This window comes from Kribbella sp. NPDC056951 (genome assembly GCF_042674205.1).
Lineage (GTDB): Bacteria > Actinomycetota > Actinomycetes > Propionibacteriales > Kribbellaceae > Kribbella > Kribbella yunnanensis.
In genome coordinates this window covers 24,378-47,604 of sequence record NZ_JBHUQZ010000001.1, presented here as the reverse complement: position 1 = coordinate 47,604, position 23,227 = coordinate 24,378, and the positions used below count along the sequence as shown (strand labels likewise).

Annotated in this window: 25 protein-coding genes and 1 pseudogene; 14 read left to right on the top strand and 12 right to left on the bottom strand. The window is 68.0% G+C overall.

What is annotated here, in order from left to right; all coding sequences use genetic code 11:
- Positions 1 to 600 (top strand): hypothetical protein, encoded by a 600-nt coding sequence (locus tag ACFTSF_RS00235; RefSeq protein ID WP_380151738.1) that lies wholly within the window; start codon positions 1 to 3, stop codon positions 598 to 600.
- Complete coding sequence (locus ACFTSF_RS00230) at positions 597 to 1,154, top strand: hypothetical protein (protein ID WP_380151737.1); 558 nt, start codon at positions 597 to 599, stop codon at positions 1,152 to 1,154. Before ACFTSF_RS00235 ends, ACFTSF_RS00230 begins: the two co-directional genes overlap by 4 nt.
- A gap of 10 nt (positions 1,155 to 1,164) precedes the next feature.
- Here ACFTSF_RS00230 and ACFTSF_RS00225 read toward each other — a convergent pair whose 3' ends face one another.
- The 6 genes from ACFTSF_RS00225 to dnaA all read right to left on the bottom strand — a co-directional run bounded on the left by ACFTSF_RS00225 (position 1,165) and on the right by dnaA (position 8,425).
- Positions 1,165 to 2,478 (bottom strand): hypothetical protein, encoded by a 1,314-nt coding sequence (locus tag ACFTSF_RS00225; RefSeq protein ID WP_380151736.1) that lies wholly within the window; start codon positions 2,476 to 2,478, stop codon positions 1,165 to 1,167.
- 56 nt (positions 2,479 to 2,534) lie between these two features.
- Positions 2,535 to 3,110: a DUF721 domain-containing protein gene (locus tag ACFTSF_RS00220; RefSeq protein ID WP_380151735.1), complete on the bottom strand. Its 576-nt coding sequence runs from the start codon at positions 3,108 to 3,110 to the stop codon at positions 2,535 to 2,537.
- Positions 3,103 to 4,242 (bottom strand): DNA replication/repair protein RecF, encoded by a 1,140-nt coding sequence (gene recF, locus ACFTSF_RS00215; RefSeq protein WP_380151734.1) that lies wholly within the window; start codon positions 4,240 to 4,242, stop codon positions 3,103 to 3,105. Before recF ends, ACFTSF_RS00220 begins: the two co-directional genes overlap by 8 nt.
- A gap of 1 nt (position 4,243) precedes the next feature.
- Positions 4,244 to 5,167: a phosphogluconate dehydrogenase (NAD(+)-dependent, decarboxylating) gene (gene gnd, locus ACFTSF_RS00210; RefSeq protein WP_380151733.1), complete on the bottom strand. Its 924-nt coding sequence runs from the start codon at positions 5,165 to 5,167 to the stop codon at positions 4,244 to 4,246.
- Between the two features lie 26 nt (positions 5,168 to 5,193).
- Positions 5,194 to 6,339, bottom strand: a complete 1,146-nt coding sequence (gene dnaN, locus ACFTSF_RS00205) for a DNA polymerase III subunit beta (protein ID WP_344160630.1) — start codon at positions 6,337 to 6,339, stop codon at positions 5,194 to 5,196.
- A gap of 484 nt (positions 6,340 to 6,823) precedes the next feature.
- On the bottom strand, positions 6,824 to 8,425 hold the full coding sequence (gene dnaA / locus ACFTSF_RS00200) for a chromosomal replication initiator protein DnaA (RefSeq protein WP_380153063.1): 1,602 nt from the start codon (positions 8,423 to 8,425) through the stop codon (positions 6,824 to 6,826).
- A 1,247-nt stretch (positions 8,426 to 9,672) separates the two neighbouring features.
- Between dnaA and rpmH the strand changes: the two genes are divergently transcribed.
- From rpmH to ACFTSF_RS00160, 8 genes and pseudogenes are all read left to right on the top strand, one after another.
- Positions 9,673 to 9,810: a 50S ribosomal protein L34 gene (gene rpmH / locus ACFTSF_RS00195; protein ID WP_132165595.1), complete on the top strand. Its 138-nt coding sequence runs from the start codon at positions 9,673 to 9,675 to the stop codon at positions 9,808 to 9,810.
- A 25-nt stretch (positions 9,811 to 9,835) separates the two neighbouring features.
- A complete protein-coding gene (rnpA, locus tag ACFTSF_RS00190; protein ID WP_344160627.1) occupies positions 9,836 to 10,183 on the top strand; it encodes a ribonuclease P protein component in 348 nt (115 codons plus the stop codon).
- Positions 10,180 to 10,521 carry a membrane protein insertion efficiency factor YidD gene (gene yidD / locus ACFTSF_RS00185; protein ID WP_380151732.1) on the top strand — a complete coding sequence of 114 codons (342 nt, stop codon included), beginning with the start codon at positions 10,180 to 10,182 and terminating at the stop codon, positions 10,519 to 10,521. The genes rnpA and yidD overlap by 4 nt, the downstream gene beginning before the upstream one ends.
- A gap of 66 nt (positions 10,522 to 10,587) precedes the next feature.
- Positions 10,588 to 11,508, top strand: a pseudogene (gene yidC, locus ACFTSF_RS00180) (membrane protein insertase YidC); the annotation flags it as partial.
- A 295-nt stretch (positions 11,509 to 11,803) separates the two neighbouring features.
- Positions 11,804 to 12,313: a protein jag gene (locus tag ACFTSF_RS00175; protein ID WP_380151731.1), complete on the top strand. Its 510-nt coding sequence runs from the start codon at positions 11,804 to 11,806 to the stop codon at positions 12,311 to 12,313.
- Positions 12,310 to 12,984, top strand: a complete 675-nt coding sequence (rsmG, locus tag ACFTSF_RS00170) for a 16S rRNA (guanine(527)-N(7))-methyltransferase RsmG (RefSeq protein ID WP_380151730.1) — start codon at positions 12,310 to 12,312, stop codon at positions 12,982 to 12,984. Before ACFTSF_RS00175 ends, rsmG begins: the two co-directional genes overlap by 4 nt.
- Positions 12,985 to 13,583: 599 nt before the next feature.
- On the top strand, positions 13,584 to 14,531 hold the full coding sequence (locus ACFTSF_RS00165; protein WP_272948643.1) for a ParA family protein: 948 nt from the start codon (positions 13,584 to 13,586) through the stop codon (positions 14,529 to 14,531).
- The gene (locus tag ACFTSF_RS00160) at positions 14,528 to 15,481 is read left to right on the top strand and encodes a ParB/RepB/Spo0J family partition protein (RefSeq protein WP_380151729.1); all 954 of its coding nucleotides are present in this window, start codon (positions 14,528 to 14,530) and stop codon (positions 15,479 to 15,481) included. Before ACFTSF_RS00165 ends, ACFTSF_RS00160 begins: the two co-directional genes overlap by 4 nt.
- Before the next feature lie 1,399 nt (positions 15,482 to 16,880).
- On the opposite strand, the gene ACFTSF_RS00155 is transcribed toward ACFTSF_RS00160, so the two are convergent.
- The 5 genes from ACFTSF_RS00155 to ACFTSF_RS00135 form a co-directional block, all read right to left on the bottom strand.
- Positions 16,881 to 17,063, bottom strand: coding sequence for a hypothetical protein (locus ACFTSF_RS00155; protein ID WP_380151728.1), 183 nt, complete (start codon positions 17,061 to 17,063; stop codon positions 16,881 to 16,883).
- 214 nt (positions 17,064 to 17,277) lie between these two features.
- Complete coding sequence (locus ACFTSF_RS00150) at positions 17,278 to 17,625, bottom strand: DUF3817 domain-containing protein (RefSeq protein ID WP_380151727.1); 348 nt, start codon at positions 17,623 to 17,625, stop codon at positions 17,278 to 17,280.
- A complete protein-coding gene (locus ACFTSF_RS00145) occupies positions 17,622 to 18,437 on the bottom strand; it encodes an SURF1 family protein (protein ID WP_380151726.1) in 816 nt (271 codons plus the stop codon). Before ACFTSF_RS00145 ends, ACFTSF_RS00150 begins: the two co-directional genes overlap by 4 nt.
- 1 nt (position 18,438) lies before the next feature.
- A complete protein-coding gene (locus tag ACFTSF_RS00140) occupies positions 18,439 to 19,386 on the bottom strand; it encodes a D-alanine--D-alanine ligase (protein WP_380151725.1) in 948 nt (315 codons plus the stop codon).
- Between the two features lie 132 nt (positions 19,387 to 19,518).
- The gene (locus tag ACFTSF_RS00135; RefSeq protein WP_380151724.1) at positions 19,519 to 20,829 is read right to left on the bottom strand and encodes a PLP-dependent aminotransferase family protein; all 1,311 of its coding nucleotides are present in this window, start codon (positions 20,827 to 20,829) and stop codon (positions 19,519 to 19,521) included.
- A gap of 134 nt (positions 20,830 to 20,963) precedes the next feature.
- On the opposite strand from ACFTSF_RS00135, the gene ACFTSF_RS00130 reads away from it, so the two are divergent.
- The 4 genes from ACFTSF_RS00130 to ACFTSF_RS00115 are packed head-to-tail and all read left to right on the top strand — an operon-like array spanning position 20,964 to position 22,918.
- Positions 20,964 to 21,152: a hypothetical protein gene (locus ACFTSF_RS00130; protein ID WP_344160594.1), complete on the top strand. Its 189-nt coding sequence runs from the start codon at positions 20,964 to 20,966 to the stop codon at positions 21,150 to 21,152.
- Between the two features lie 52 nt (positions 21,153 to 21,204).
- Positions 21,205 to 21,855 (top strand): GNAT family N-acetyltransferase, encoded by a 651-nt coding sequence (locus ACFTSF_RS00125; RefSeq protein WP_344160591.1) that lies wholly within the window; start codon positions 21,205 to 21,207, stop codon positions 21,853 to 21,855.
- Between the two features lies 1 nt (position 21,856).
- Positions 21,857 to 22,243, top strand: a complete 387-nt coding sequence (locus tag ACFTSF_RS00120) for a DUF2784 domain-containing protein (protein WP_380151723.1) — start codon at positions 21,857 to 21,859, stop codon at positions 22,241 to 22,243.
- Positions 22,244 to 22,273: 30 nt separating this feature from the next.
- Positions 22,274 to 22,918, top strand: a complete 645-nt coding sequence (locus tag ACFTSF_RS00115; RefSeq protein WP_380151722.1) for a permease prefix domain 1-containing protein — start codon at positions 22,274 to 22,276, stop codon at positions 22,916 to 22,918.
- Here the strand turns inward: ACFTSF_RS00115 and ACFTSF_RS00110 are convergent.
- Positions 22,898 to 23,224 carry a helix-turn-helix transcriptional regulator gene (locus ACFTSF_RS00110; protein WP_344160582.1) on the bottom strand — a complete coding sequence of 109 codons (327 nt, stop codon included), beginning with the start codon at positions 23,222 to 23,224 and terminating at the stop codon, positions 22,898 to 22,900. The genes ACFTSF_RS00115 and ACFTSF_RS00110 overlap by 21 nt on opposite strands.
- Positions 23,225 to 23,227: the final 3 nt, after the last annotated feature.

Sequence of the window (23,227 nt, the reverse complement as noted above, 5' to 3'; positions counted from 1 at the left end):
GTGAAGCTCTACCGCCCCGCGACCGTCCTGGTCGGCGTTCTCTTCATCCTGATCGGCGGGCTGACCCGCCTGGCGACACCGGACCAGGTGTTCGAGGAACAGAACATGATGGTCAGCAGCGGCACGATCGGCCAGCCGCTCGAGTTCGGGAAGCAGGCGTCGATCACGGTGGTGCGGATGCAGCTGGCCAAGTCGGTGCTGGATGCGAACTCGCAGTCCGACGACAAGCCGATCGAGACCAACGGTGTCTTCGTCGCACTGGAGTGGCAGACCACTCCGGGCGTCGACAAACCGGACAACCCGGGGCCCAAGCTGGTCTCGGACGGGGGCGCGGTGTTCGCCCCGATCCCGCTGACGTACTCCGGGATCGAGTTCGGCGCTTCCGGCTTCACCGTCTCCGGAGCCATCGTGTTCGAGGTCGATCCGGCCGAGCTCAAAGGTCTGACGCTCCAGGTCCGGCCGGGACAGCTCTGGAACGTGCTGAACCGGATGGTGTCGGTCGACCTCGGCATCCCCGGCGAGGAGAGCGCTCAGCGACTCGTCGACGGCGCCACGGACCTCTACCAGATCCCCGAGCGGGAAACCCGGGTGGCCTCATGAGGGGCGCGAACCGGGCCGCCCGGCTGGCGGCCCAGATCTCGTTGCTGCTGGTTCTGCTGGCCACCAGCTGCTTCCTGATGCTGAGGACCTACCTCGGTGACCCCGAGCAGAACTTCAACGACGGTGCGATCAACCACGTCGTCGACAAGGGGCCGGTGACCGTCGGCGGGCTCAGCTGGCAGCTGGACTCGATGACCGTCTACACCCGGCTGGTCGACACCGAGGGTGAAGAGATCTCGATCGACCAACCGGCCGGTTCGGTCATCGTCGTGGCCCAGCTGCGCGTCACCGCACTCGACGGGTTCCGGCTGAAGAAGGACGGCTTCCACTGTTTCGCCACGCTGCGGGACGACCGCGGGAACAACTGGCAGGCCACCAGCGCCTACAAGTTCGTCATACCGACAAGCTGTTCGGACAGTGACCACCCGGTGGTCCGGAACAAGCCGTACAAGCTCGCCCAGGTCTTCGTCGTACCGAAAGAGGCGCTGTCGCACCTACAGGGTGTCGTGATCGTCAACCGCGACGACTACGAGCGGTTCCTGATCACCGTCTGACCGCGGTGGATCAGGCGGTCGCCGGCACCTTGGCCGCGGCCGCCTGCTCGGCCCGGCGCTCACTGCCGACCGAGATGCAGAGGTCGAACGCCGCCGCCAGCAAGGCGATCCGGATCGGCTCGAAGATCAGGCTGCGGATCAGGTCCGCGATCTCGTGGTTCATCAGGCCCCAGCGCAGACCGTGGATGCCGATCGCGCGCTGAACCAGGACGAACAGCCAGTCGTCACCGAGCAGCCAGACCGTGTAGAGCATGCAGACCACGCCGAGGAAGACCGGACCGACCCGGACCAGCAGGCGGAACGCGTTCAGCGTCGGGTAGAACTTCTCCCGGAATCCGCCGAGGACGAGATCCGGCGCCTTGTTGGTCAGCGCGACGAAGCGGTTCGGCTGCGGCGCCTCGGGGCTGACCCGGCCACCGAGCCGGCGCTCCAGCCCGGTGCCGGTGAAGACGCCGTGGCTGGACAGGACGCGGTGCCCGAAGACCACGGTCGTGATCGCCAGCCAGGTCAGCGGCTCGGCGACACCCATCTTGAACAGCGGCCAGAGCGTCTCCCAGGTGAATCCCCAGAGGAACTGGATGCCGGCGGGCAGCGGGATGTTGATCCCTTCCCAGAAGCCCTTCCACGCGTCCCACCAGTCCACCGACCAGTACCAGAAGCTCCGGTCCTTGAACCAGTCCTTGGCGTCGTTGATCGCGTACGAGGACACGACCACGGTCAGCAGCAGGAAGAACGACTCGGCCCAGACCTGAACGAACTTGACCGGGCGGCTCGGCCACTTGTCGTCGACCGCCTGCAGGGCCCTTCGCAGTACCAGCAGGATGAAGATCGCCGGCAGGTACTTGTGCCAGGCGCCGTTGTTCAGCTCGAAGAATGCCGCGCCGGCCTGCATGCCGCGCTCCACGCCGTTGCTGGCCGACAGCTCGGTGACCTGCTGCTCGAGGAAGCCCCACGCCGACCAGACCGCGACCAGCGGCAGCAGCGTGAGCGCCACCAGCTCCATGAAGCCCTGCTGCGTCGGGTCCGAGGTCTCCTCGGACTTGTTCCGGGCGGCGTCACGCCAGCGGTACAGCGAACTCGCACAGGTCCGGATCATGCCGATCGAGGCGGTGATCTGGATCAGCACACCGACCGCGAAGACACCGACGCCCAAGCTGCCGTGCGCGTGCTCGTCCAGCCAGATAGCGGCCCGCGTACCGGCCTTGAAGCCGACATAACCGACCAGCCACCAAGTGGTCAGAGGCAGCAGATTCCGCCACCAGAGCCGGAAGGTGTCTCCGATCAGCTGGACCATCTCACGGAAGCCATCGACCAGGGTGCGCATCGCGCAAGATCCTAGGGCATCCGGAGGGCCGACTATTCGTTCGGGAACCTGATGTGTCAGCCGTAGGTGTCGCGGGGGCCTCGGCCGCCGCGGACGGTGCGGGGGCCACGGCGCCAGCTGGGGGCGTGTGGGCCCTGGACGTTGACCTGGGTGACGGTGCCGTCGCCGAGTTCGGCGTTCAGACGGCGGACGAGGTCGGGGGCGAGGAGTTTGAGCTGGGTCGCCCAGGCGGTGGACGAGGTTCGGACGGTGAGGATGTTGTTCTCGTAGGACTCCGGCGTGCAGTGCTGGGCGGTCTCCGGGCCGACGATGGACGGCCAGCGCGCCATCACACCGTGTACGGCGACGTCCACCTCCCAACCCTGGTCGCGCATCAGCCGGCCGAGGGTGTTGGTCAGCTTCTGCGGGTCGCGGTCGTCGGGGCGGGCGCCACTGACCTGGGCGCCCTCGATCCGCGGCCGACGGCGGCGCTTGACCGGCTTGAAGCCGCCGTTCGCCGCCTGCTGCTTGAGCCGGCCGGCGAGGGATTTCGCCAGGTCCAGTCCCTGCTTGTCGTGCTCTTCGTCCACCGGGAGCTCCGGAGCGACATCGCTCTCGTCGTCGCTCTCAGAGGACTTCCGGGGTTCAGGCACGACGGACGGTCCCGTCGCCTACGTCGAAACGCACTCCACTGAGCTCAGCGGGCACGTCCGCACCCACCGCCGCAGTCACCAGCACTTGCTCGGCCGGGGCGACCAGCTCGGCCAGCCGGTTCCGGCGACTGGTGTCGAGCTCGGCGAACACGTCGTCCAGGATCAGCACCGGTTCACCCCCGTCCGCCCGCAGCAGCTCGTACGACGCCAGCCGCAGCGCGAGTGCGTACGACCAGGACTCACCGTGACTCGCATACCCCTTCGCAGGCAAGTCCCCGAGACCCAGCACGACGTCGTCGCGGTGCGGGCCGACCAGCGACACCCCGCGATCCAGCTCGTCCTGACGCTTCTCGTGGACGGTCGCGAGGATGACCTCGGCAAGCTGTTCGCGGGACGTGACACCGGGTTCGAGCGGAACCGACGACTTGTACTCGAGCCGCGCATCACCCTTGCCTCGGGCAACTGCGTCGTACGCGTCGGCTGTCAACGGACGCAGGGCTTCCAGCAGCTCCAACCGCGTCGCCAGCAACTCGGCGCCAGTGCGAGCCAGGTTCGAATCCCACACCTCGAGGGTGCGGAGCTGTCCCTCGGCGGCGCTGGTCCGGTTCTGCCGGCGAGCCTGCGAAGCGCTGCGCAGCAACGAGTTCCGCTGCTTCAGCACCCGGTCGTAGTCCGAGCGAACGCCAGCCATCCGCGGCGTGCGCAGGGTCAACAGCTCGTCCAGGAATCGCCGCCGTTCCGACGGATCACCCTTCACCAGCGCGAGGTCTTCCGGCGCGAACAGCACCGTCCGGAGCAATCCGAGCACTTCCCGTGGCCGCGGTACCGGCGATCGGTTGATCCGGGCCCGGTTTGCCTTCCCAGGATTGATTTCCAGCTCGACCACGACGTCGCGGTCGTACTGGCTCTTGATCTCGGTCCGCACGATCGCGCGGGTGGCACCGGCCCGCACCAGCGGTGCGTCGGTGGCCACCCGGTGCGAACCCAGCGTCGCGGTGTAGTGGATCGCCTCGACCAGGTTGGTCTTGCCGTGCCCATTGGGCCCGACGAAGGCCGTCACACCCGGAGCGAGCTCGACCTCCGCCTGCTGGTAGGACCGGAAGTCGAGCAGACCCAGGGCGGTGACATACACCTCAGTGCTTGATCGGCGGTGTCGCGTACGACGGGTCGGCCGCGTCGGCGTCCTTGACGGCGTGCCCACCGAACTGGTTGCGCATCGCGGCGATCGCCTTCATCGCCGGCGAGTCGTCCTGCCGGGACGCGAACCGCGCGAACAGCGCCGCCGCGATGGCCGGCACCGGTACGGCGTGATCGATCGCGGCCTCGACGGTCCAGCGGCCTTCACCGGAGTCGTCGGCGTACCCGCGGATCTTCTCCAGGTGGGTGTCGTCCTCGAGCGCGTTGACCAGCAGGTCGAGCAGCCAGGACCGGATCACGGTGCCCTCGCGCCAGGAGCGGAACGCCTCCGGCACGTTGTCGACGACATCCGCGGCCTCGAGCAGCTCGTAGCCCTCGGCGTACGCCTGCATGATCCCGTACTCGATGCCGTTGTGGACCATCTTCGAGAAGTGGCCCGCGCCGACCTTGCCGGCGTGCACGAAACCGAACTCGCCCTCGGGCTTGAGCGCCTCGAAGACCGGCATCACGGTGGCGACGGTGTCCTTGTCGCCGCCGCACATCAGGGCGTAGCCGTTCTCGAGACCCCAGACGCCGCCGGAGACACCGCAGTCGACGAACTTGATGTCCTTCTCGGCGAGCTGGGCCGCGCGCCGGGTGTCGTCGGTCCAGCGGCTGTTACCGCCGTCGATCACGATGTCGCCGGGCGACAGCAGCTCGGCCAGCTCGGTGACGACCGGGTCGATCGCCTGCACCGGGACCATCACCCAGACGACCTTCGGCTGGTCCGTCGCGGTCAGCTTCCCGACCATGTCGGCCAGGTCCTTGGCGTCGGAGATCTCCTGGTTGTGGTCGAAGCCGACCACGGTGTGGCCGGCGTTGCGGATCCGCTGGCGCATGTTGCCGCCCATCTTGCCGAGACCGACAAGGCCGAGCTCCATCGTGAATCCCCTTGTTCTGTTGGCGTTCAGCTGTTCAGGCGGACCGGCATCAGCACGTACCGGAACTCGCTGATCGGGTCACCGTCGAAGTCTCGCACGCCGGTCAGCTCGGCCGGCTTGGTGGCCTGGGTGAAGGCCAGGTGGGCGACCGGCGTACCGATCGCGCCGAGGCCGTCGAGCAGGTACGTCGGGTTGAAGCCGACCGTGACCGGATCGCCGACGACCCGCGCCTCGATGGATTCCGAAGCCTGCGCCTCGTCACCGCTACCGGCGTCGAGCGTCACGCTGTCCTCGGCGAACGTCAGCCGGACCGGTGCGTTCCGCTCCGCGACCAGGGCGACGCGCTTGACGGCCTCGACCAGTACGGCGGTCTCGATCCGGACGCGGGTCGCGATCGCGGCGTCGGTCGGGATGATGCCGCGCACCTTCGGGAACTCGCCGTCGAGCAACCGGGTGGTGGCCCGACGGTTGCCACCGGAGACCTCGCCCTCGAAGCCGACGATGCCGTCACCCGTGCCGGGCGCAGCTAGCGAGACCGTGACGTCGGATCCGGTCATCGCCTTCGCCGTCTCGGACAGCACGCGGGCCGGAACCAGCGCGGCGGCCGAGGCATCGGGGGACTCGGGGTTCCACTCGAGCTCACGGATGGCCAGCCGGTAGCGGTCGGTCGCGAGCAGCGAGATCGTGGATCCCTCGATCTCGACCCGCACACCGGTCAGCACCGGAAGCGTGTCTTCACGGCCGGCCGCGGTGACCACCTGCGAGACCGCCTGGGCGAAGACGTCGGCCTTGATGGTGCCACTGGCCGCCGGAAGGTCCGGCAAAGCCGGATATTCCTCTGTGGGAAGCGTTTGGAGCGTGAACCGCGAGCTGCCACAGGTGACCTGTGCCTTGGCGCCGTCCACAGCGAAGTCCACCGGTTGGTTCGGAAGACTCTTGGAGATGTCGGCCACGAGCCGTCCGGAGATCAGGCACTTGCCGGCGTCCGCGACCTGCGCGGGCACGGTGACCCGGACCGAGGTCTCGTAGTCGAAGCCGGACAGGGTGATCTGCCCGTCCTCGGCCTCGACCAGCAGGCCGGCAAGGATCGGAACGCTCGGACGGCTGGGCAAGCTGCGCGCGGCCCAGGCCACCGACTCGGCCAGTACGTCGCGCTCGACGCGAAACTTCACCGCGGGGTGCCTCCTGATTCGGCTGGGTGCCAGGCAGATCCTGCCACGGACACGGGTGGTGTTCGCCCATCGGGGATGACGTGGCGCTTTGGGCGGGTCGCGTCTGCATCGGTTGAAGGGGCCAAATTGATGATGCTGTCAGGTGCTGAAGGGACCAGCCTGACAGGTACCGGCAACCGATGCGAGTCGCGGCCTTCGAGCGGGTTTTCCCCAGGTTGGGCCGTTCGTTCAATTTGTGGACTCAGATTCCTCTACAGGTTCCATAAGGTTCTTAGCACCTGTGGATCCTGTGGGAAACCCGAGACTTCGCAGGTCAGACACCGAATCGGCCTGTGTACGCCGTGTGGACGGCCACCGCTTCGTCTGTGTACGGCCGTGGATGAACTTTTCTGTCCCCACAGGGCGTCCACAACACACACCGAGGTTTCCCACAGTTTTCCACAGCTGTGTCCCCAACCTGTGTGGCCAATCGGTGTGCACTGCTCTACTGCTGCTTCGCCTGGTGTTTGATCCGGTTCGTCAGCTCGGTCACCTGATTGAAGACCGAGCGACGCTCGGACATGAGTTGGCGGATCTTCCGCTCGGCATGCATGACGGTGGTGTGGTCGCGGCCGCCGAACTGCTGCCCGATCTTCGGCAGCGACAGGTCGGTCAGCTCACGGCACAGGTACATGGCGATCTGGCGCGCGGTCACCAGCACCCGGCTCCGGCTCGAACCGCAGAGGTCGTCGATCGACAGACCGAAGTACGAGGCGGTCTGGCCCATGATCATGCTGGCCGTCACCTCGGGCTTGCTGCCTTCGGGGATCAGGTCCTTCAGCACGATCTCGGCCAGGCTCAGATCGACCGGCTGCCGGTTCAGGCTGGCGAACGCGGTGACCCGGATCAGTGCGCCCTCGAGCTCACGGATGTTGGTCTGCACCTTCGACGCGATGAACTCGAGCACCTCGGGCGGCGCGGTCAGCCGTTCGGTGGCGGCCTTCTTCCGCAGGATCGCGATGCGGGTCTCGAGGTCGGGCGGCTGGATGTCGGTGATGAGTCCCCACTCGAACCGGTTCCGCAGCCGGTCCTCCAGCGCCTCCAGGCGTTTCGGCGCGCGGTCGGAGCTGATCACGATCTGCTTGTTCGCGTTGTGGAGGGTATTGAAGGTGTGGAAGAACTCTTCCTGGGTCTGGATCTTGCCCTCGAGGAACTGGATGTCGTCGATCAGCAGTACGTCGACATCGCGGTACCGGCGCTGGAACTGGGACGCCTTGTCGTCGCGGATCGCGTTGATGAAGTCATTGGTGAACTCTTCACTCGACACGTACCGGACGCGGGCCCCGGTGTAGAGGCTGCGGACGTAGTGACCGATCGCGTGCAAGAGGTGGGTCTTGCCCAGGCCTGAGTCGCCGTAGATCAGCTGCGGGTTGTACGCCTTGCCCGGTGCCTCGGCGACAGCGACCGCGGCTGCGTGCGCGAACCGGTTCGAGCTGCCGATGACGAAGGTCTCGAAGGTGTACTTCGGATTCAGCCGTGCTTCACCCTGCGCCTCTGTGGCCGGCTGGGCCGGTGCAGGTGCACCGGGTGGTCGGCTGTCCGGGCCGGACTGGTGACCGAACGGCTGCTGCGCCGGCTGGGCGAACGGCTGGTTCGGCTGCGGGGCGTACTGCTGGGCAGCGGGCTGCTGCTGCTCGTACGACGGTGCCTGATCCGGTCGCGGCTGCGGTGTCGGCTGCGCGTAGTGCTGCTGGTTGCCCTGGTCGGGATCGGTCAGCGCGGACTGGATGGTCGGCTGGTACGAACCCTCGGTCCGCAACGGCTCGCGCACCACCGGCGGTGCGGGCGGTGCCTGCGGCTGGAGCTCTGGGTCGAGGGACGGGTCGACGGTGACGGCGATCCGGATGTCCCGGCCGAAGCTCTCGGACAGGATCCGCTCGAGGTCGGGCCGCAGCCGGGTCTCGAGCTGACCGCGGGTGAAGTCATCGGGTACGGCGACGATCGCGGTGCTCTCGTGGAGTGTGACCGGGCGCGAGTTGGTCAGCCAGGCCCGCTGGTTCGGCGGCAGGCCGGCCAGCACTCGGGTCCAGGCATCGCCGAGGTCCATCACGGGTGCAACCGCTTCGGTGCGAACGGGCACCTCGACCCGCGGTGCTGCGGTGGGGTTGCTTGCGATGATGCCTTCGGCCTCTGCACGTCCATCACCCTCGTTCCGCCTCGGTCCGGAGACCGGTCCACCGCTGACACCCCAGTCGGGTGCCGTGTTCGGTGTCGCGCCAGGTGTTGCACTTGCTACCTGCACGGGCGCCGGCTCAGGTGCCCGCTCGATCAGTTGCTCAGGTACCCGCTCGGGTGCTGGTTCCACCGGAATCGGCTCGGGCTCGGGGTCCGGGTGGTGCTGGTCGCTGCTCCAACTCGCGGTCTGATCGGTACGCCAGCCCGCGCCCGCGACGGACGGTGCGGGCGCGAAGTACGACGTACTGGTCGGTTGCTCGGGCAGTGCCGGGGTCTCCTCGACTGGCCGATCGCGCGGGGCCAGTGGTTCGGGCATCGGGATCGGCAGCGAGGGACTGAGGTGGGTCTCCGGCTCGGGCCGGCGTGGGGCCGGCGGCGGGACCAGGAAGTCGAGCTGATCGGGAGTCGGGGCCGGCGGAAGCTCGGAGCGGAAGTCGGTGGTGGGCTCGGGACGCAGGTCGGCGCTCGTCGTACCGGGCTGTTCGTCGATGCTGAGGCTGTACCGGTTCAGCGGCGGTTCGCCGTCACCGCGGTACTTGTCCTCAGGTTGGTCCACTCCTGTGTACTCCGCCGCCGTGTACTCCGTACCGGCGGAATGGTCCTCGACCACGCGTTGCTCCCCGAATTCATCGCTGCGGTGGCCGGTGCCGTCCGGACTGCTCCGGAGTGGCGCGACCTTGGACCCGGCACCGCGCTGTCCACACGGTTGTCCACAGTTGTGAACGACGGCTGGTTCGGGTTGGTTACCGATTGCGGAGTGCGGGACCTCTGGTGTGAGGGGCTGACGCTAACAAGTCTGCCCACGCTGCTTCAAGCCGTCATCCACAGGCTATGGACCCCAAATTGGGGGCAACTTGCGGCGTGTCGGGTAGACGCCGGAGCGTAGTCGTGGTGCGTGGTTGCAGTTCGTGATCAGTCTGATCACTGTGTGACAGGGCAGGCTTCCGGCTTTCGTCCACTACTCTGTCCACAGGGCCTGTGGATAATTCTGGGGATACCTGGTTTGACCTGTCCACAGGCGTCCACGTACCGTGGATCGGTCGGTGTTGAACCGGCCCTTTCGTGCTGCGCTCGCAAGCGTCGCATCCATTGAGTTCTCGAGTAACCGGAGTCATTCCAGTGAGCAAGCGGACGTTCCAGCCGAACAACCGTCGCCGGCACAAGAAGCACGGCTTCCGTCTTCGGATGCGCACCCGTGCGGGCCGCGCCATCATCGCCGCCCGTCGTAACAAGGGCCGTCAGCGCCTCGCGGCCTGAGCGACCCGTCGACGGTGACCACCCCGTGTTGCCTGCGTCGAACCGGTTACACCGGTCCGACGACTTCCGTCGCGCCGTCCGTGCTGGACGGCGAGCCGGTCGGCGCGCGGTGGTGGTCCATTTGCTGTCCCCGGACGGCGTCCGGTCTGAGCCCGCTCGCGTCGGATTCGTGGTGAACAAGGCGGTGGGCAACGCGGTTCTCCGGAACCGGGTCCACCGCCGCCTGCGCGCCGTACTGGCCGCGCGGCTTCCCGATCTGCCGCCGGGCAGTCTGACCGTTGTCCGCGCCCTTCCGTCGTCCGCCTCGGCGTCGTACGACGAACTGGTCGCGGATGTCGACGGCGCGTTGAGCCGGTTGTCGGGCCGGCGATGAGGCTCACTGATGTACTGAGGAATCCCGCGCTGCGTAATCCAGTGCGGGGTGGGATCATCGGCTTCCTCAAGTTGTACCGGCTGCTGATCAGCCCGCTCTATGGGCAGGTGTGTAGGTTCTACCCAAGTTGTTCGGCGTACGCCCTGCAGGCGGTCGAACGCCACGGTGCGGTGCGCGGTAGCTGGCTGGCGGCGAGGAGACTCGCCCGCTGCCACCCGTGGAACCCCGGCGGCTACGACCCCGTTCCACCCAAAGATGTCGACCACCGCGGAGAGACTGTCTCCGCCGATCAGCTCGGTCCGTCGGCGGACGCCGGGCCTGTGCAGCGAGGTGCTTGAGTGATTGATCTGGTTGTCCCCCAGTTCGCCCTGTGGGACGGGATCGTAGACGTTTTCAACGCCGTCATGACGCCGCTGTACTGGGCGGTCTCGGCGCTGCTGGTCGGGTGGCACTGGCTGCTCTCCCAGGTGTTCGACAAGGACAGCGGCTGGGCGTGGGCGCTGTCGATCGCGGGTCTGACGATCGTCATCCGGACCCTGCTGATCCCGCTGTTCGTGCGGCAGATCCGCTCCAGCCGGAACATGCAGCTGCTGCAGCCGAAGATGAAGGAGCTGCAGAAGAAGTACGGCCACGACCGGGAGAAGCTCGGTCAGGAAATGATGAAGCTGTACAAGGACACGGGCACCAACCCGTTCTCCTCGTGCCTGCCGCTGCTGCTCCAGTCGCCGATCTTCCTGGCCTTGTTCCGGGTGCTGGACTACGCCTCGAAGGGCAACGTCCACTCCGAGATCATGCGGCCGTACGTCAGCTCGCTGCAGCACGCGAAGATCTTCGGTGCGGAGATCTCGCAGACCTTCCTGAAGGCGAACGGGCCGGGCGCGACGAACGTCAAGGCCGTCGCCATCGTGCTGATCATCCTGATGACCGCGACGATGTTCATCACCCAGCTGCAGCTGATGCGCAAGAACATGCCGAAGGAGGCCCTCGAGGGCCAGGCGGCGCAGATGCAGAAGATCATGCTCTACGTCTTCCCGATCTTCTTCCTGATCGGTGGCTTCAACTTCCCGATCGGTGTGCTCATCTACTGGTTCGTCTCGAACCTGTGGACGATGGGCCAGCAGTTCTACGTGATCCGCCGCAACCCGGCCCCCGGCACTCCGGCGTACGACGCGATGGAGGCCCGCAAGCGTGAGCACAACAAGCGCGCCGGCCGTCCGGCCGACGAGGGCCTGGCCGGTGCCGGCGACGAGAGCGGCGACACCCTGACCGACCGTCGCCCCGCGCAGCGCCAGCAGCCGAAGCGTCAGTCGCGCAGCGACCGGAAGACCGGCCCTGCTGCTGAGCCGACCGCTGCGGCGAACGGTCAGACCTCGAAGCCCGCGCAGCAGGACGCTGCCAACAAGCCTCAGGCCAATGCTGCCAAGAAGCAGCCGGCCGGCAAGAAGGGATCGGGTGCCAAGCGCCAGCCCGCGGCGAAGACCGCCGCGCAGCGCCGGGCCGCCCAGAAGAAGCCAGGCGGTTCGCGCTGACCGCGCCTGCCGCTGACCTTCTTGCTGTGCCCTTGTTGCGATTGACCCTGGGTCCCCGTGGGGCGGGCCTCGACATGATGAAGGAGTTGCCGTGACCGACGGCCTGGAGAACACCGAGACGGCGAAGCCGACCGCCGCGGACCGACTGAAGGCCCTGGAGGCGGAGAGCGACATCGCCGCCGACTACCTCGAGGAACTGCTCGACATCGCCGACCTGGACGGCGACATCGATATGGACATCGACGGCGACCGGGCCGCGGTGTCGATCGTCGGCGCGGACCTGAAGAACCTGGTCGGTGAGAACGGCAAGGTCCTGGAGGCGCTCCAGGAGCTGACCCGGCTGGCCGTCTACCGGGAGACCGGTGAGCGGTCGCGGCTGATGCTCGACGTCTCGAACTACCGGGCGAACCGGAAGGCCGAGCTGGAGGAGGTCGGCCGCAAGGCGGTCGACGAGGTGAAGGCCTCCGGTACGTCGGTCCGTCTCGACCCGATGACGCCGTTCGAGCGCAAGGTCGTGCACGACGTCGTCGCGGCCGCCGGCCTGACCAGCGAGTCCGAGGGCGAAGAGCCCCGCCGCCGAGTGGTCGTCCAACCCGCATGACCGAAGATTCCGTTTCACGTGAAACGCCGCCGCTCGTGGAGAAGCTTTTTCCGCGGGCGGCGGCGCCGCTTGCGGCCTATGCCGAACTGCTGGCCACCGAAGGAACACTGCGCGGTCTGATCGGCCCGCGCGAGGTACCGCGGCTGTGGGACCGGCACCTCTTGAACTGTGCGGTGCTCGAACGACTGATCCCCGAGGGGGCCTCGGTCGCTGATGTCGGTACCGGCGCCGGCCTGCCCGGCATCGTGCTCGCGATCGTCCGCCCCGATCTGCAGGTCGATCTCGTCGAGCCCCTGCTGCGACGGACCACCTTCCTCGAGGAAGCGGTCGACGCGCTGAACCTCGACAACACGACGGTGGTCCGGGCTCGCGCCGAGGATCTGCCACCGGCGTCGTACGACGTGGTGACTTCGAGAGCGGTTGCTCCGTTGGGCAAACTGGCGGGATGGTGCCTGCCGTTGTGCACCGAGGGAGGACTGATGCTGGCGATGAAGGGATCGTCCGCGGAGGAAGAACTCGAGGCCTCCGAGCGCGAACTTTCGGCGCTGGGTGCAGAGCTTTGGCACATTCATCAACTCGGCACGGATGAACTGGCCCAGCCGACGACTGTGGTGAGTATTGTGGCCGGACGTGCTGCAGGGGGTTCCCGGCGCGGAGGACGCAGGAGGTGAGTGGGTTGGTGAGTCGTGCCCTCGGGTGGCCCGAGAAGAGCACCGGGGAGCCGGGCAAGTCACAAGGCATCGGCTGGCCGACCGACCCCTCACCAACTGACCTCTCACCGGCGGACGTCCTCGTCGCAGACAGCGCCCCTGATGTCCCTCAGGCCGCGGAGCCGACCCCCGCGGAGCCGACCCACGCAGAGTCGGCTGCCGCGGAGTCAGCTCCGGCGGAGTCCGCAGTTGTGGATGCCGTCCCTGCGGAATCGGCGCCGGCCGCGGCCCCCAGCTTTCCGCCAGTTGCTGATGGGTCGGCTCTTCGGGCGGCCGCAGCAAGTGGTCTCGATCTCACTCCGCCGTCGACACCCGATCCCGTTTCACGTGAAACGGAGAGTTCGGGAGATGATGGTGTTTCACGTGAAACGGCGTCCCTGGTCGATGCCGACACTGACCTTTCCGAGTCTCCACCGCCTGTGGATGACGACCGCACGAAACTGCCCTCTTACGCGGGGATTCATCCACAGAGGCCTGTGGATGAAGCTGGGGGCAGACCCGCACCAACCCCCACTGACATCCTCTTCGGGCCAAGTCCCGCACCTATTGGAATGGGCGCTATGACTGCCGCACAGATCGCCGCGCGGGCCACGTCGGACGAGCTTCAGCGACGACTTCTCGAGACTCCGATCGCCGCCGCCACCGAACGGACCCTGCTGGTGAATGAAGGACGCACTATGGGCCGCGAGTTCCCGCTGCCCGCCGAGACCCGGGTCTTCGTTGTCGCCAACCAGAAGGGTGGCGTCGGCAAGACCACCACGACGGTGAACGTCGCCGCCGGCCTGGCGCTGTACGGCGCCCGGATCCTGGTGATCGACCTCGACCCGCAGGGCAACGCCTCGACGGCGCTGGGGATCGACCACTCCGAGGGAACCCCCGGGGTCTACGAGGCGATCATCGAGAACGAGCCGCTGGGCAAGCTGCTCCAGCCGTGCGCCGAGCACCCGGGCATCCAGGTGATCCCGGCGACCATCGACCTGGCCGGTGCCGAGATCGAACTCGTCAGCATCGTGGCCCGGGAGAGCCGGCTGAAGCGCGTCCTGGACGCGCACCTGGCCGAGACCGAGGCCGCCGGCGAGAAGTACGACTACGTCTTCATCGACTGCCCGCCGTCGCTCGGCCTGCTGACGGTCAACGCGCTGACAGCGGCTCGCGAGGTCCTGGTCCCGATTCAGAGCGAGTACTACGCGCTCGAGGGTCTGTCCCAGTTACTCCGCCACATCGACATGGTGAAGTCGCACCTGAACCCGGGCCTGGACGTCTCCACGATCCTGCTCACCATGTACGACGCCCGCACCAAGCTGGCCGGTGAAGTCGCCGCGGAGGTCCGCGGGCACTTCCGGGACGCCGTACTGCGCACCGCTGTTCCGCGCTCGGTGCGGATCTCGGAGGCGCCGAGCCACGGTCAGACCGTGCTCGCCTACGACCCGGCCTCGGCCGGCGCACTGTCGTACCTCGAGGCGTCGCGCGAGATCGCCATGCGGAACAACCTCGAGGGAGCCCGATGAACACCCGACTCGGCCGCGGCCTGGGTGCGCTGATCCCCAGCAATCCCACGCCCGGTACTCCGCAGACGCTCGGCGCCAAGTCCCACTCGATCCCCGGCGCACCGCCGGTGACGAAGCCCGGGCCCGAGCTGGCCGCCGTACCCGGCGCCGAGTTCGCGGAGATCGACGTCGAGAAGATCACCCCGAACCCGAAGCAGCCGCGCTCGGTCTTCGACGAAGAGGCGATGGACGAGCTCGTCCACTCCGTGAAGGAGATCGGCCTCCTGCAGCCGATCGTCGTCCGCCGGCTCGACGGCGACAAGTACGAACTGGTCATGGGGGAGCGCCGCTGGCGCGCCACCCAGGCCGCGGGCCTGACCACGATCCCGGCGATCGTGCGCGACACCTCCGACGACGTCATGCTCCGAGACGCGCTGCTCGAGAACCTGCACCGCAGCCAACTGAACCCCCTCGAAGAGGCAGCCGCCTACCAGCAGATGCTCGACGACTTCGGCTGCACCCAGGAAGTCCTCGCCACCCGCATCGGCCGTTCGCGCCCGCAGATCTCCAACACGCTCCGTCTCCTGAAGCTCCCCGCAGGCGTCCAGCGCCGAGTCGCCGCCGGCGTCCTATCCGCCGGCCACGCACGTGCCCTCCTCGGCCTGCCCAGCGGCGACGCCATCGAACGCCTAGCCCAACGCATCGTCGCCGAAGGCCTATCGGTCCGCACAGTAGAAGAGATCGTCGCCCTAGGCGACATGAACGGCGACGACCCCACCCCCGCCCGCCGCCGCAACAAGCCGGTGGCACCTCGCCTGGTCGACCTGGCGGATCGCCTGTCCGACCGCTTCGAAACCCGAGTAAAAGTCGACCTAGGCAAAACCAAGGGCAAGATCACCGTCGAGTTCGCCTCCATCGACGACCTAGAACGAATCGTCACCCTGATGGACCCCAACAAGCAGACCGACTAGTCCACCCCACGCACCAGCCGACCCCAAGTCGGCCGGCGCGTGCCAAGCCGCAGCACCCGACGCCGAGGGCCGACCGAACTCCTCGGCCGACCACCGTCGGTCAGCCGCACGCAGAGCAGCCGCTCCAAGCACCAACACCCGATACCGCGGGCCTAACGACGCCCTGGCGGCCACCGTCGGTCGGCGGCGTGCTGAGCAGCCGCTCGAAGCCGAGGCGCCCCGACGCCAGGCCCAGCCTCACGCACCAGCCGACCTCAGTCCGCTGGCGCGTGCCACGCAGGCGCCCCAAGCGCCAACCTCCGAGCCGAGAGCCTGCCCGTCGCCACAGCCGACCACGGCCGGCCAGCCGCCTGCTGAGCAGCCGCACCAACCACCGACACCGCAGCCAAAGGCCCAGCCGACACCGAGGGCCTACTGGACGCCGCGGCCGACCACCGCGGCCAGTCAAATGCGGGGTAGCTACTCCAAGCATCAACCGGCGCCGAAGACCCATCTGACGCCTCAGCCGACCAAAGTCGGCCAGCCGCACGCCGAGCGGCCGCTCCGAGCCGCAACACCCGAGCCACATGCCTACCCCGTCCACATGCCTACCCCGTCCGCAGGCCTACTCGACCCCACAGGCCCACCCGACCCTTCAGGCCGACTCGACCCGAGGCCCGACGATCGCGGTCGAGCAGGGTCGTGCCGTCGCGTGACGCGCGCAGCTCGAGACCACATCGGCGGGCAGGCGGTTCGCGTCGCACGGGCAATCGGGGATGAGTGCAATCTGCGGCCGATCTGCAGGTACGGCCCGCGACACGACTCATCGAGTGGGATGACGGGGTCGACGGGTGTCGGCTCGAGGGCGGGTGGGGTCGGGCGGTCGGGCGATGGAGTGACCGAGAGGTGGGGGACCGGGTGGACCGGGTGGTCGGGTGACAACCGAGTGGGTGACCGGGTGGACTGGGCGGTCGGGGCAATGGGCGACCCAGCGAGTGGCCCGGTGGGAGTGCGGGCAAGTCGAGGGTGGTGGGCGGGGCGGCGGCTGTGTGCGGGTCTTGCTTGGGCGTGCTGGGGTGGCGTCTGTGGGCGACTGCCGGTCGGTGAGGGTCGTCCGCGGGTGGAGCGATTCGGGTGGTTCGCGGGGGCTGGAATTCCTCTGGGAGGTTGATTTTGCGGGGCGGGGTGGGGGTGTAGGTTCTGGTGAGGCGTCTGGTTGAGCGCTGAGAATCGTGCTCCCAGAGGAATATCGGCATCTGCCGAGAACGGTAGATATGTCGACAAAGTTACTTGATGACACGCGGCGTGGTTCCACGTGAAACATTGCGGGTTGCTCGGATGAGGTAGGTCGCTGGTAGGTGGGCGGCGGGGGCGCCTAGACCGTCGTACATGTCGGGGACTGGGGACTCGGTGAAGTGGGTTAGGTGGAGGCGAGCTGAAGGACGCGGTGGCCGGCGACGTCACCGGCGGCGGCTATCTCGTCAGCGCCGAGCGCCGAGCCGCCCGCGGCGAAGAAGGCGGCGGGCTGGCCGGGGCGGTCGCCGTGGATCGCGTTCCAGCTGACTCGGTTGGCCGCGGTGATCGCGTGAAGCCGACCGGGCAAATCTGAGCTGGTCGCACGAGGTGAACCGGCTGCGTCCGCGGTTGCTGGCTGAGGCGGGGCGGGTGCGTTTGCGGGGGCCGCGTGGCTGGGGTTGCTTGTGGTGACTTCACGAGGGTGGGCGGGCGCGCTTGTGGTGGTCTCGTGGGGGCGGTCGGGGGTGTCTGCGGGGTTCATGCTCCGACGGTAGGAGGGGGAGCATGAAGGGCGCAGGGGGTTAGCGGCCCTGGAGTTCGTGGGTGGTTTTGCGTTCGGCGTAGAAGCTGAGGAAGGGGATGGTGCCGGCTACGGCCATCAGGACGAGGCGGGGGAGGGTCCAGCGGACTCGGCGGAAGAGGTCGAAGGTGGCTAGCAGGTAGACCACGAAGAGGAAGCCGTGCAGGGGGCCGATGACGTTCATGGCGGCGGGGTTGTCGGCCAGGTACTTCAGGGGCATGGCGACGAACAGGAGCAGCAACAGCATCACGCCGACGATGTAGGCGATCACCCGGTAGCGGGTCAGCGCGCCGCGGACGGCGGGGGTGAGCTGCGGGCTGGCGGTGGCGGGGTCTGCGGGTGAAGTCACGCTGAAACGGTACCGCTCGATGCCACGGACTCGGTCGGCCGGTCCTGGTCGGGGAGGTCCTCGTCGTCCTCGGCTGAACCGCGGTGGGCGTCGAGGACCATGCGGGCCCACATCCACAGGGTGAAGGCGGCGAAGATCCACCACTGGAAGGCGTACGCCACATTGCGCAGACCGGCGTGATCGGTCGGGGGAGCAGGCGGGGTGACGGCAGCAGGCGCCGGCGACGGGACGGTGCCCGACTCCAGCGAGGTCTGTACGACGAAGGCGTCGTACAGACGGTAGTCGACCATGTGCACGAGCGTGGGGATCCGCAGCGACGAGAGCACCCGCCCGCGCGCTGCATCACCGGATGAGTCAGCGGCCTCGGACGCCACCACCGAACCGGACAACTGCACCGGACCGGTCGGAGCCACAGCGGCGGGGTCGTTCACCGACGCAACCCAACCGCGAACGACCATCACCGCACCGCTGTCGAGCTTGACCGGGCTGACTACCCAGAAGCCGTTCTGCGAGCCGTTCCGCCGGTCGGTGATGAAGACCTGATCCGCGGCAGGACCCCAAGTGCCGGCGACCGTCACGCGCCGACCAACAGCCTTCGCCGGTAGTCCCTCGTCAACGGAGAACAGCGACTGCAGCGGGATCGGTGCTGCCAGTGCCTGCTTGGCGGTGGCCTCCGCGGTCTTCGACCGGTACACGTCGAGCTGCCACACACCGAGGACAGACATCACCCCCGCGATCGCGAGGGCGAGCAGCAGCAACGCGGTCCAGCGCGGCGAGAGCGCCGTTCGCCAGAGGGGTCGTTCCGGGTTCATCTCAACGAGCCGCGGCCGCAGCCAAGAGATCGCGGCACAGCACACCGAGCTCGATGCCAGCGGCCTCGGCGGCGAGCGGGACCAGCGAGGTCTCGGTCATCCCCGGCGCCACGTTGACCTCCAGGAACCACGGCACACCGTCGGCGTCGACCACGAGGTCCGACCGCGACAGGTCCCGCAGCCCAAGCGCGACGTGCGCGGTCACGGCCGCAGCGGCGCATGCACCGGCGACGTCAGCAGGCACTCGAGCCGGTACGACGAACTCCGTCGCCCCCGCCGTGTACCGCGCCTCGTAGTCGTAGAAGCCCGAGTCCGGGACGATCTCGACGGCAGGCAGCGCACGCGGTCCGTCGCCGACGTCGACCACGGTGACCGCGACCTCGATACCGTCGATGTACCGCTCGATCAACGCGACCGGCCCGTACGCGTAGCAGTTCACCATCGCCGACGGCAGCTCGTCGGCGGAGCGCACGATCGATGCACCGAGAGCCGAACCACCACGGGCCGGCTTCACAACGAGAGGCAGCCCGATCTGGTGGACGACCGCTTCCATCAACGCGGTCGCGCCCAGTTCACGGAAGGTGTCGTGTCCGAGGACGACCGACTCCGGCGTGTACAGCCCGGCCTTGCCGACCATGGTCGACGCGACCGGCTTGTCGAAGGCGGTCCGGCACGCGGCCGCGTCGGCGCCCACGTACGGAACGCCGTACAGATCGAGGACCTGACGCAGGGCGCCGTCCTCGCCGGTCACGCCGTGCAGGACGGGGAAGATCGCATCCGGGGTGTCTTCGCGGAGGCGGTCGACCAGGGTCGAGTCGACATCCCGCTGCTCGACCTCGACACCTACGCTGCGCAGGGCTTCGGCGACGCGGCGGCCCGAACGCAGCGAGACGTCCCGCTCATGCGACAGTCCGCCGGCCAGTACCAGCACTCGACCCAGATCACTCATCACACATTTCCCGATCACTCGAAGGCGACATCCGGCGGGCGCCGGTCCCGAGGCCCACTGAGACGGTACCGCTAGCGAATCAACGATCTCCCGTCGCCCGGAGATCCATAGCGAAACCTTTGCCCGGAAGGGCTAACTGAGCTCCGGCCCCGGCGCCTCGTAGCCGTGGCTCGCTCCTGGCTGCAGTGGACCGAACGTCTGCCGCAGCTCCAGCTCCTCGTTGATCACCGCGGCCAGTCGCGACACACCTTCGGTGATCCGCTCCGGCGTCGGATGACAGTACGACAGGCGCATGCACTGGGAGCCGAAACCGTCGGCGAAGAAGGCCGTGCCGGGGACGTAGGCGACCCGCGCGGTCACCGCTCGCGGCAGCATCGCCTTCGCGTCCAGACCCTCCGGCAACGTCAGCCAGACGTAGAAGCCGCCGCCGGGCTTCGTCCAGGTCGTTGCCGCAGGCATCTTCTCGGTCAGGGCCGCGAGCATCGCGTCCCGGCGCTCGCGGTACATCTCGCGGAACTGCTTCACCTGGCCGAGCCAGTCGTGCCTGCTCAGGTACGACGAGATGGCCAGCTGACTGAACACCGGCGGACACAGGGTCGCCGATTCCTGAGCCAGCACGAGCTTCTCCCGCACCGCATGCGGTGCGACCACCCACCCGACCCGGAAGCCCGGCGCGAAGGTCTTCGAGAACGAGCCGAGGTAGATGACACCCTCGCGGTCCTCGGCGCGCAGCGCACGCTGCGGCTCACCGTCGAAGCCGAGCAGACCGTACGGGTTGTCCTCGAGGATCAGCAGGTTCGCCCGCTGACAGATCTCCAGCACCCGGGCCCGCCGCTCGTCGGACAGCGAAACTCCGGCCGGGTTGTGGAAGTTCGGAATCGTGTAGAAGAACTTGATCTTCTTGCCGGCCGCGCGGACCGTCTCGATGGCCTGCTCGAGCGCCTCCGGTACGACGCCGTTGTCGTCCATCGCGACGTGGACGACCTCGCACTGGTACGCGCGGAAGACGCCGAGCGCGCCGACGTACGACGGCGCTTCGCAGATCACGACGTCACCCGGATCGCAGAACACCCGGGTCACCAGGTCGACGGCCTGCTGGCTGCCGACCGTCACGCAGACGTCGTCGGGGTGGGCCTCGATGCCCTCCAGCCGCATCACGTCGCAGATCTGGTCCCGCAGCCCGGGATCACCTTGGCCGGAGCCGTACTGCATCGCGACCGCGCCGTTGTCGATCACCAGGTCGCGGACCGCGCTGCCGACCACGTCGAGCGGCAGGCCGGCGATGTTCGGCATCCCGCCGGCCAGTGAGACCACTTCGGGCCGGCTGGCGACCGAGAACAGTGCGCGGATCTCCGATGCGGTCATGCCCTTGGTCCGTGCTGCGTACCGGTCGACATAGTTGTCGAGACGGGTCTGCCGGACATCGGGCACGTCAGCGCTCACGGAGCCACTCCACAAAGGTCTACGAGGGGAAGGTCACCAGGCTAACCCCGATAGCCCGAACGCGCCTGGGCTGTGGAACGGCGCGACCTCTCACTACCATGCCTTATAGGGGCAGTACGGCGGAAGGTGGACGTATGAGCGTGGGCAAGGCAGCCGGCTGGACAGTGGGCGGGCTGCTGCTGGGTGTACTGGCCGGATTCGCCGGTGAGCTGTTCCGGCGGCAACCGGCTGCGAAGGTGCAGCAACGCTACGTCGCCCCCCGGGCGGCAGAGACCCCGGACGTGCGGCCACCGGCCCCCGCTCCGGCCGAGGCCACCCGCTAAGGCGACGGGCACTCAACGTGACGAACGTAACAGTCCGCAATCCGGTGACCTGATGACCCGCCGGCTGGAACCGCTGACTCTCGCCACGCTCGGCGAGCTGCCTGTGCCATGCCGTGACTGTGTGTTCTGGGAGCTCGACCCGGTGGCCGCGAAACAAGCAGGCCGCAACGGTGACACCGCGCTGGAGAAGGAAGCGTGGCTGTCCCAGCTCCTGCTCGACTGGGGTCCGGCCGGGGTGGTGCTGTTCGTCGACGACGAGCTCGCCGGTTTCGCGGTCTACGCCCCGGCGGCCTACCTGCCACGGATCCAGGCGTTCCCGACCGCGCCGGTCAGCCCGGACGCCGTCGTACTGGCGACCGGGCGCATCCTGCCGCGGTATCTCGGGATGGGCCTCGGCAAGGTGCTCGTCCAGGCGGTCGCGAAGGACGTGCTCAAGCGCGGCTTCCGGGCGGTCGAGGCGTTCGGGGACTCGCGGTGGCAGGGACCTGGCTGTGTCTGGCCGACCGACTTCCTGCGTGCCGTCGGCTTCGCCGTCGTCCGTGAGCACCCGCGGAATCCGAGACTGCGACTGGATCTGCGGTCGGCGATCACCTGGCGCAGTGAGATGGAGGCAGCGGTTGAGCGCCTGATGGGCGCGATCCGGCCGGAGCCGACGCCGCCGGTGACGGTCCGGGAGTCCACACCGCCGGCCCGGACGCACTGACATGCAGTGGCGCCTCCTGGCCGACGTGATGCTGGTCCTGCACGCCGCGTTCCTGCTGTTCTTCGTCCTCGGCGGATTCCTCGCCTGGCGATGGCCGAAGGTGGTGTGGTGGCATCTCGCGGTTGCGGTCTGGAGCCTGGCGATCGTGCTGATCGACTACGACTGCCCACTGACCGGCGCCGAGAAGTACTTCCTCCGCCGCGGGGGCGAGGACGTGTACGCCGGCGGCTACATCAACCACTACCTCGACGGCACGATCTGGCCCGAGGGTTCCACGCCGATCGCGGAGAAGGTCGGCTTCGCGCTGATCGTCATCTCGTACGTCGGCTTCTTCGTCCTGCGCAGCCGGCGGCGATCGAGGGTCGGCTCAGTGAAATCCCCGACGTGAAGAACCCTCACCTGACGGACAATGAGGAACGTGTCCACGTCTGTCGATGACTACCTGGTGGGTCTGACCAAGGCCCTGCCCGGCCCGCGCCGCAAGCGGGCCGACCTGGTGGCCGAAGCCCGCGACCACCTGATCGATGCCACCGAGGCGTTCGAGGCCGACGGACTCGACCGTACGGCGGCCGAACGGGCGGCGACCGCGGATTTCGGTGAACTGTCCGACGTGGTCCCGGCGTACCGGGAAGAGCTGTCGGTCGCGCAGAGCCGCAACACCGCCGTGCTGCTGTTCGCGGTGATGATCTTGCAGCCGCTGGTCTGGCAACCGGGCATGTGGGGCTGGAACCAGGACGCCGGCGGACCGAGTGTGCTGGGTGACGTGCTCGAGTTCGTGGTCCGCTGGGTCGGTGGCTTCGTCATCGCGGGCGCGGTGCTCGCGGTGCTGGCCACGGGCTTCGGCCAGCGGTTCGCCTTCGTACGGCGGTACGCCGGTCAGGTGACCGCCTTCTTCGCGCTGGCGAGTGCCGTGGTGATCAGTCTCGGTGGATTGTCGATGACGTGGGAGTCGAGTACGACGTCCGGGCACTTCGACATCCTCCCGGTCGGTGCCTTCGTCGTTGGACCGCTGTTGCTGGTCGGACTGCAGGCCGGTCGCGGGCTACGCCTCATTCGGGCGTAGCACGCCTTCCACCACGGTCCGGAAGGTCAGCCACTCTTCCTTGCCAGAGGCAAGCATCTTCTGGCCGGCCGAGGTCAGTTGGTAGGTCCGCCGCTTCCGGCCGCCGACGGTCTGCCACTCGCTGGCCAGGTACCCGGCCCGCTCCAGCCGGCGCAGTGCCGGGTACAGCGTGCCGGTCGGCAGGTCGAGCGCGCCGCCGCTGCGTTCGAGCAGCGCCTCCATGATCGCGTAGCCGTGCAGCGGGTCGTGCTCGACGACCGCCAGGATCATCGGGTCCAGGTGCCCACGCAGAACATCCGCCTTCATGTA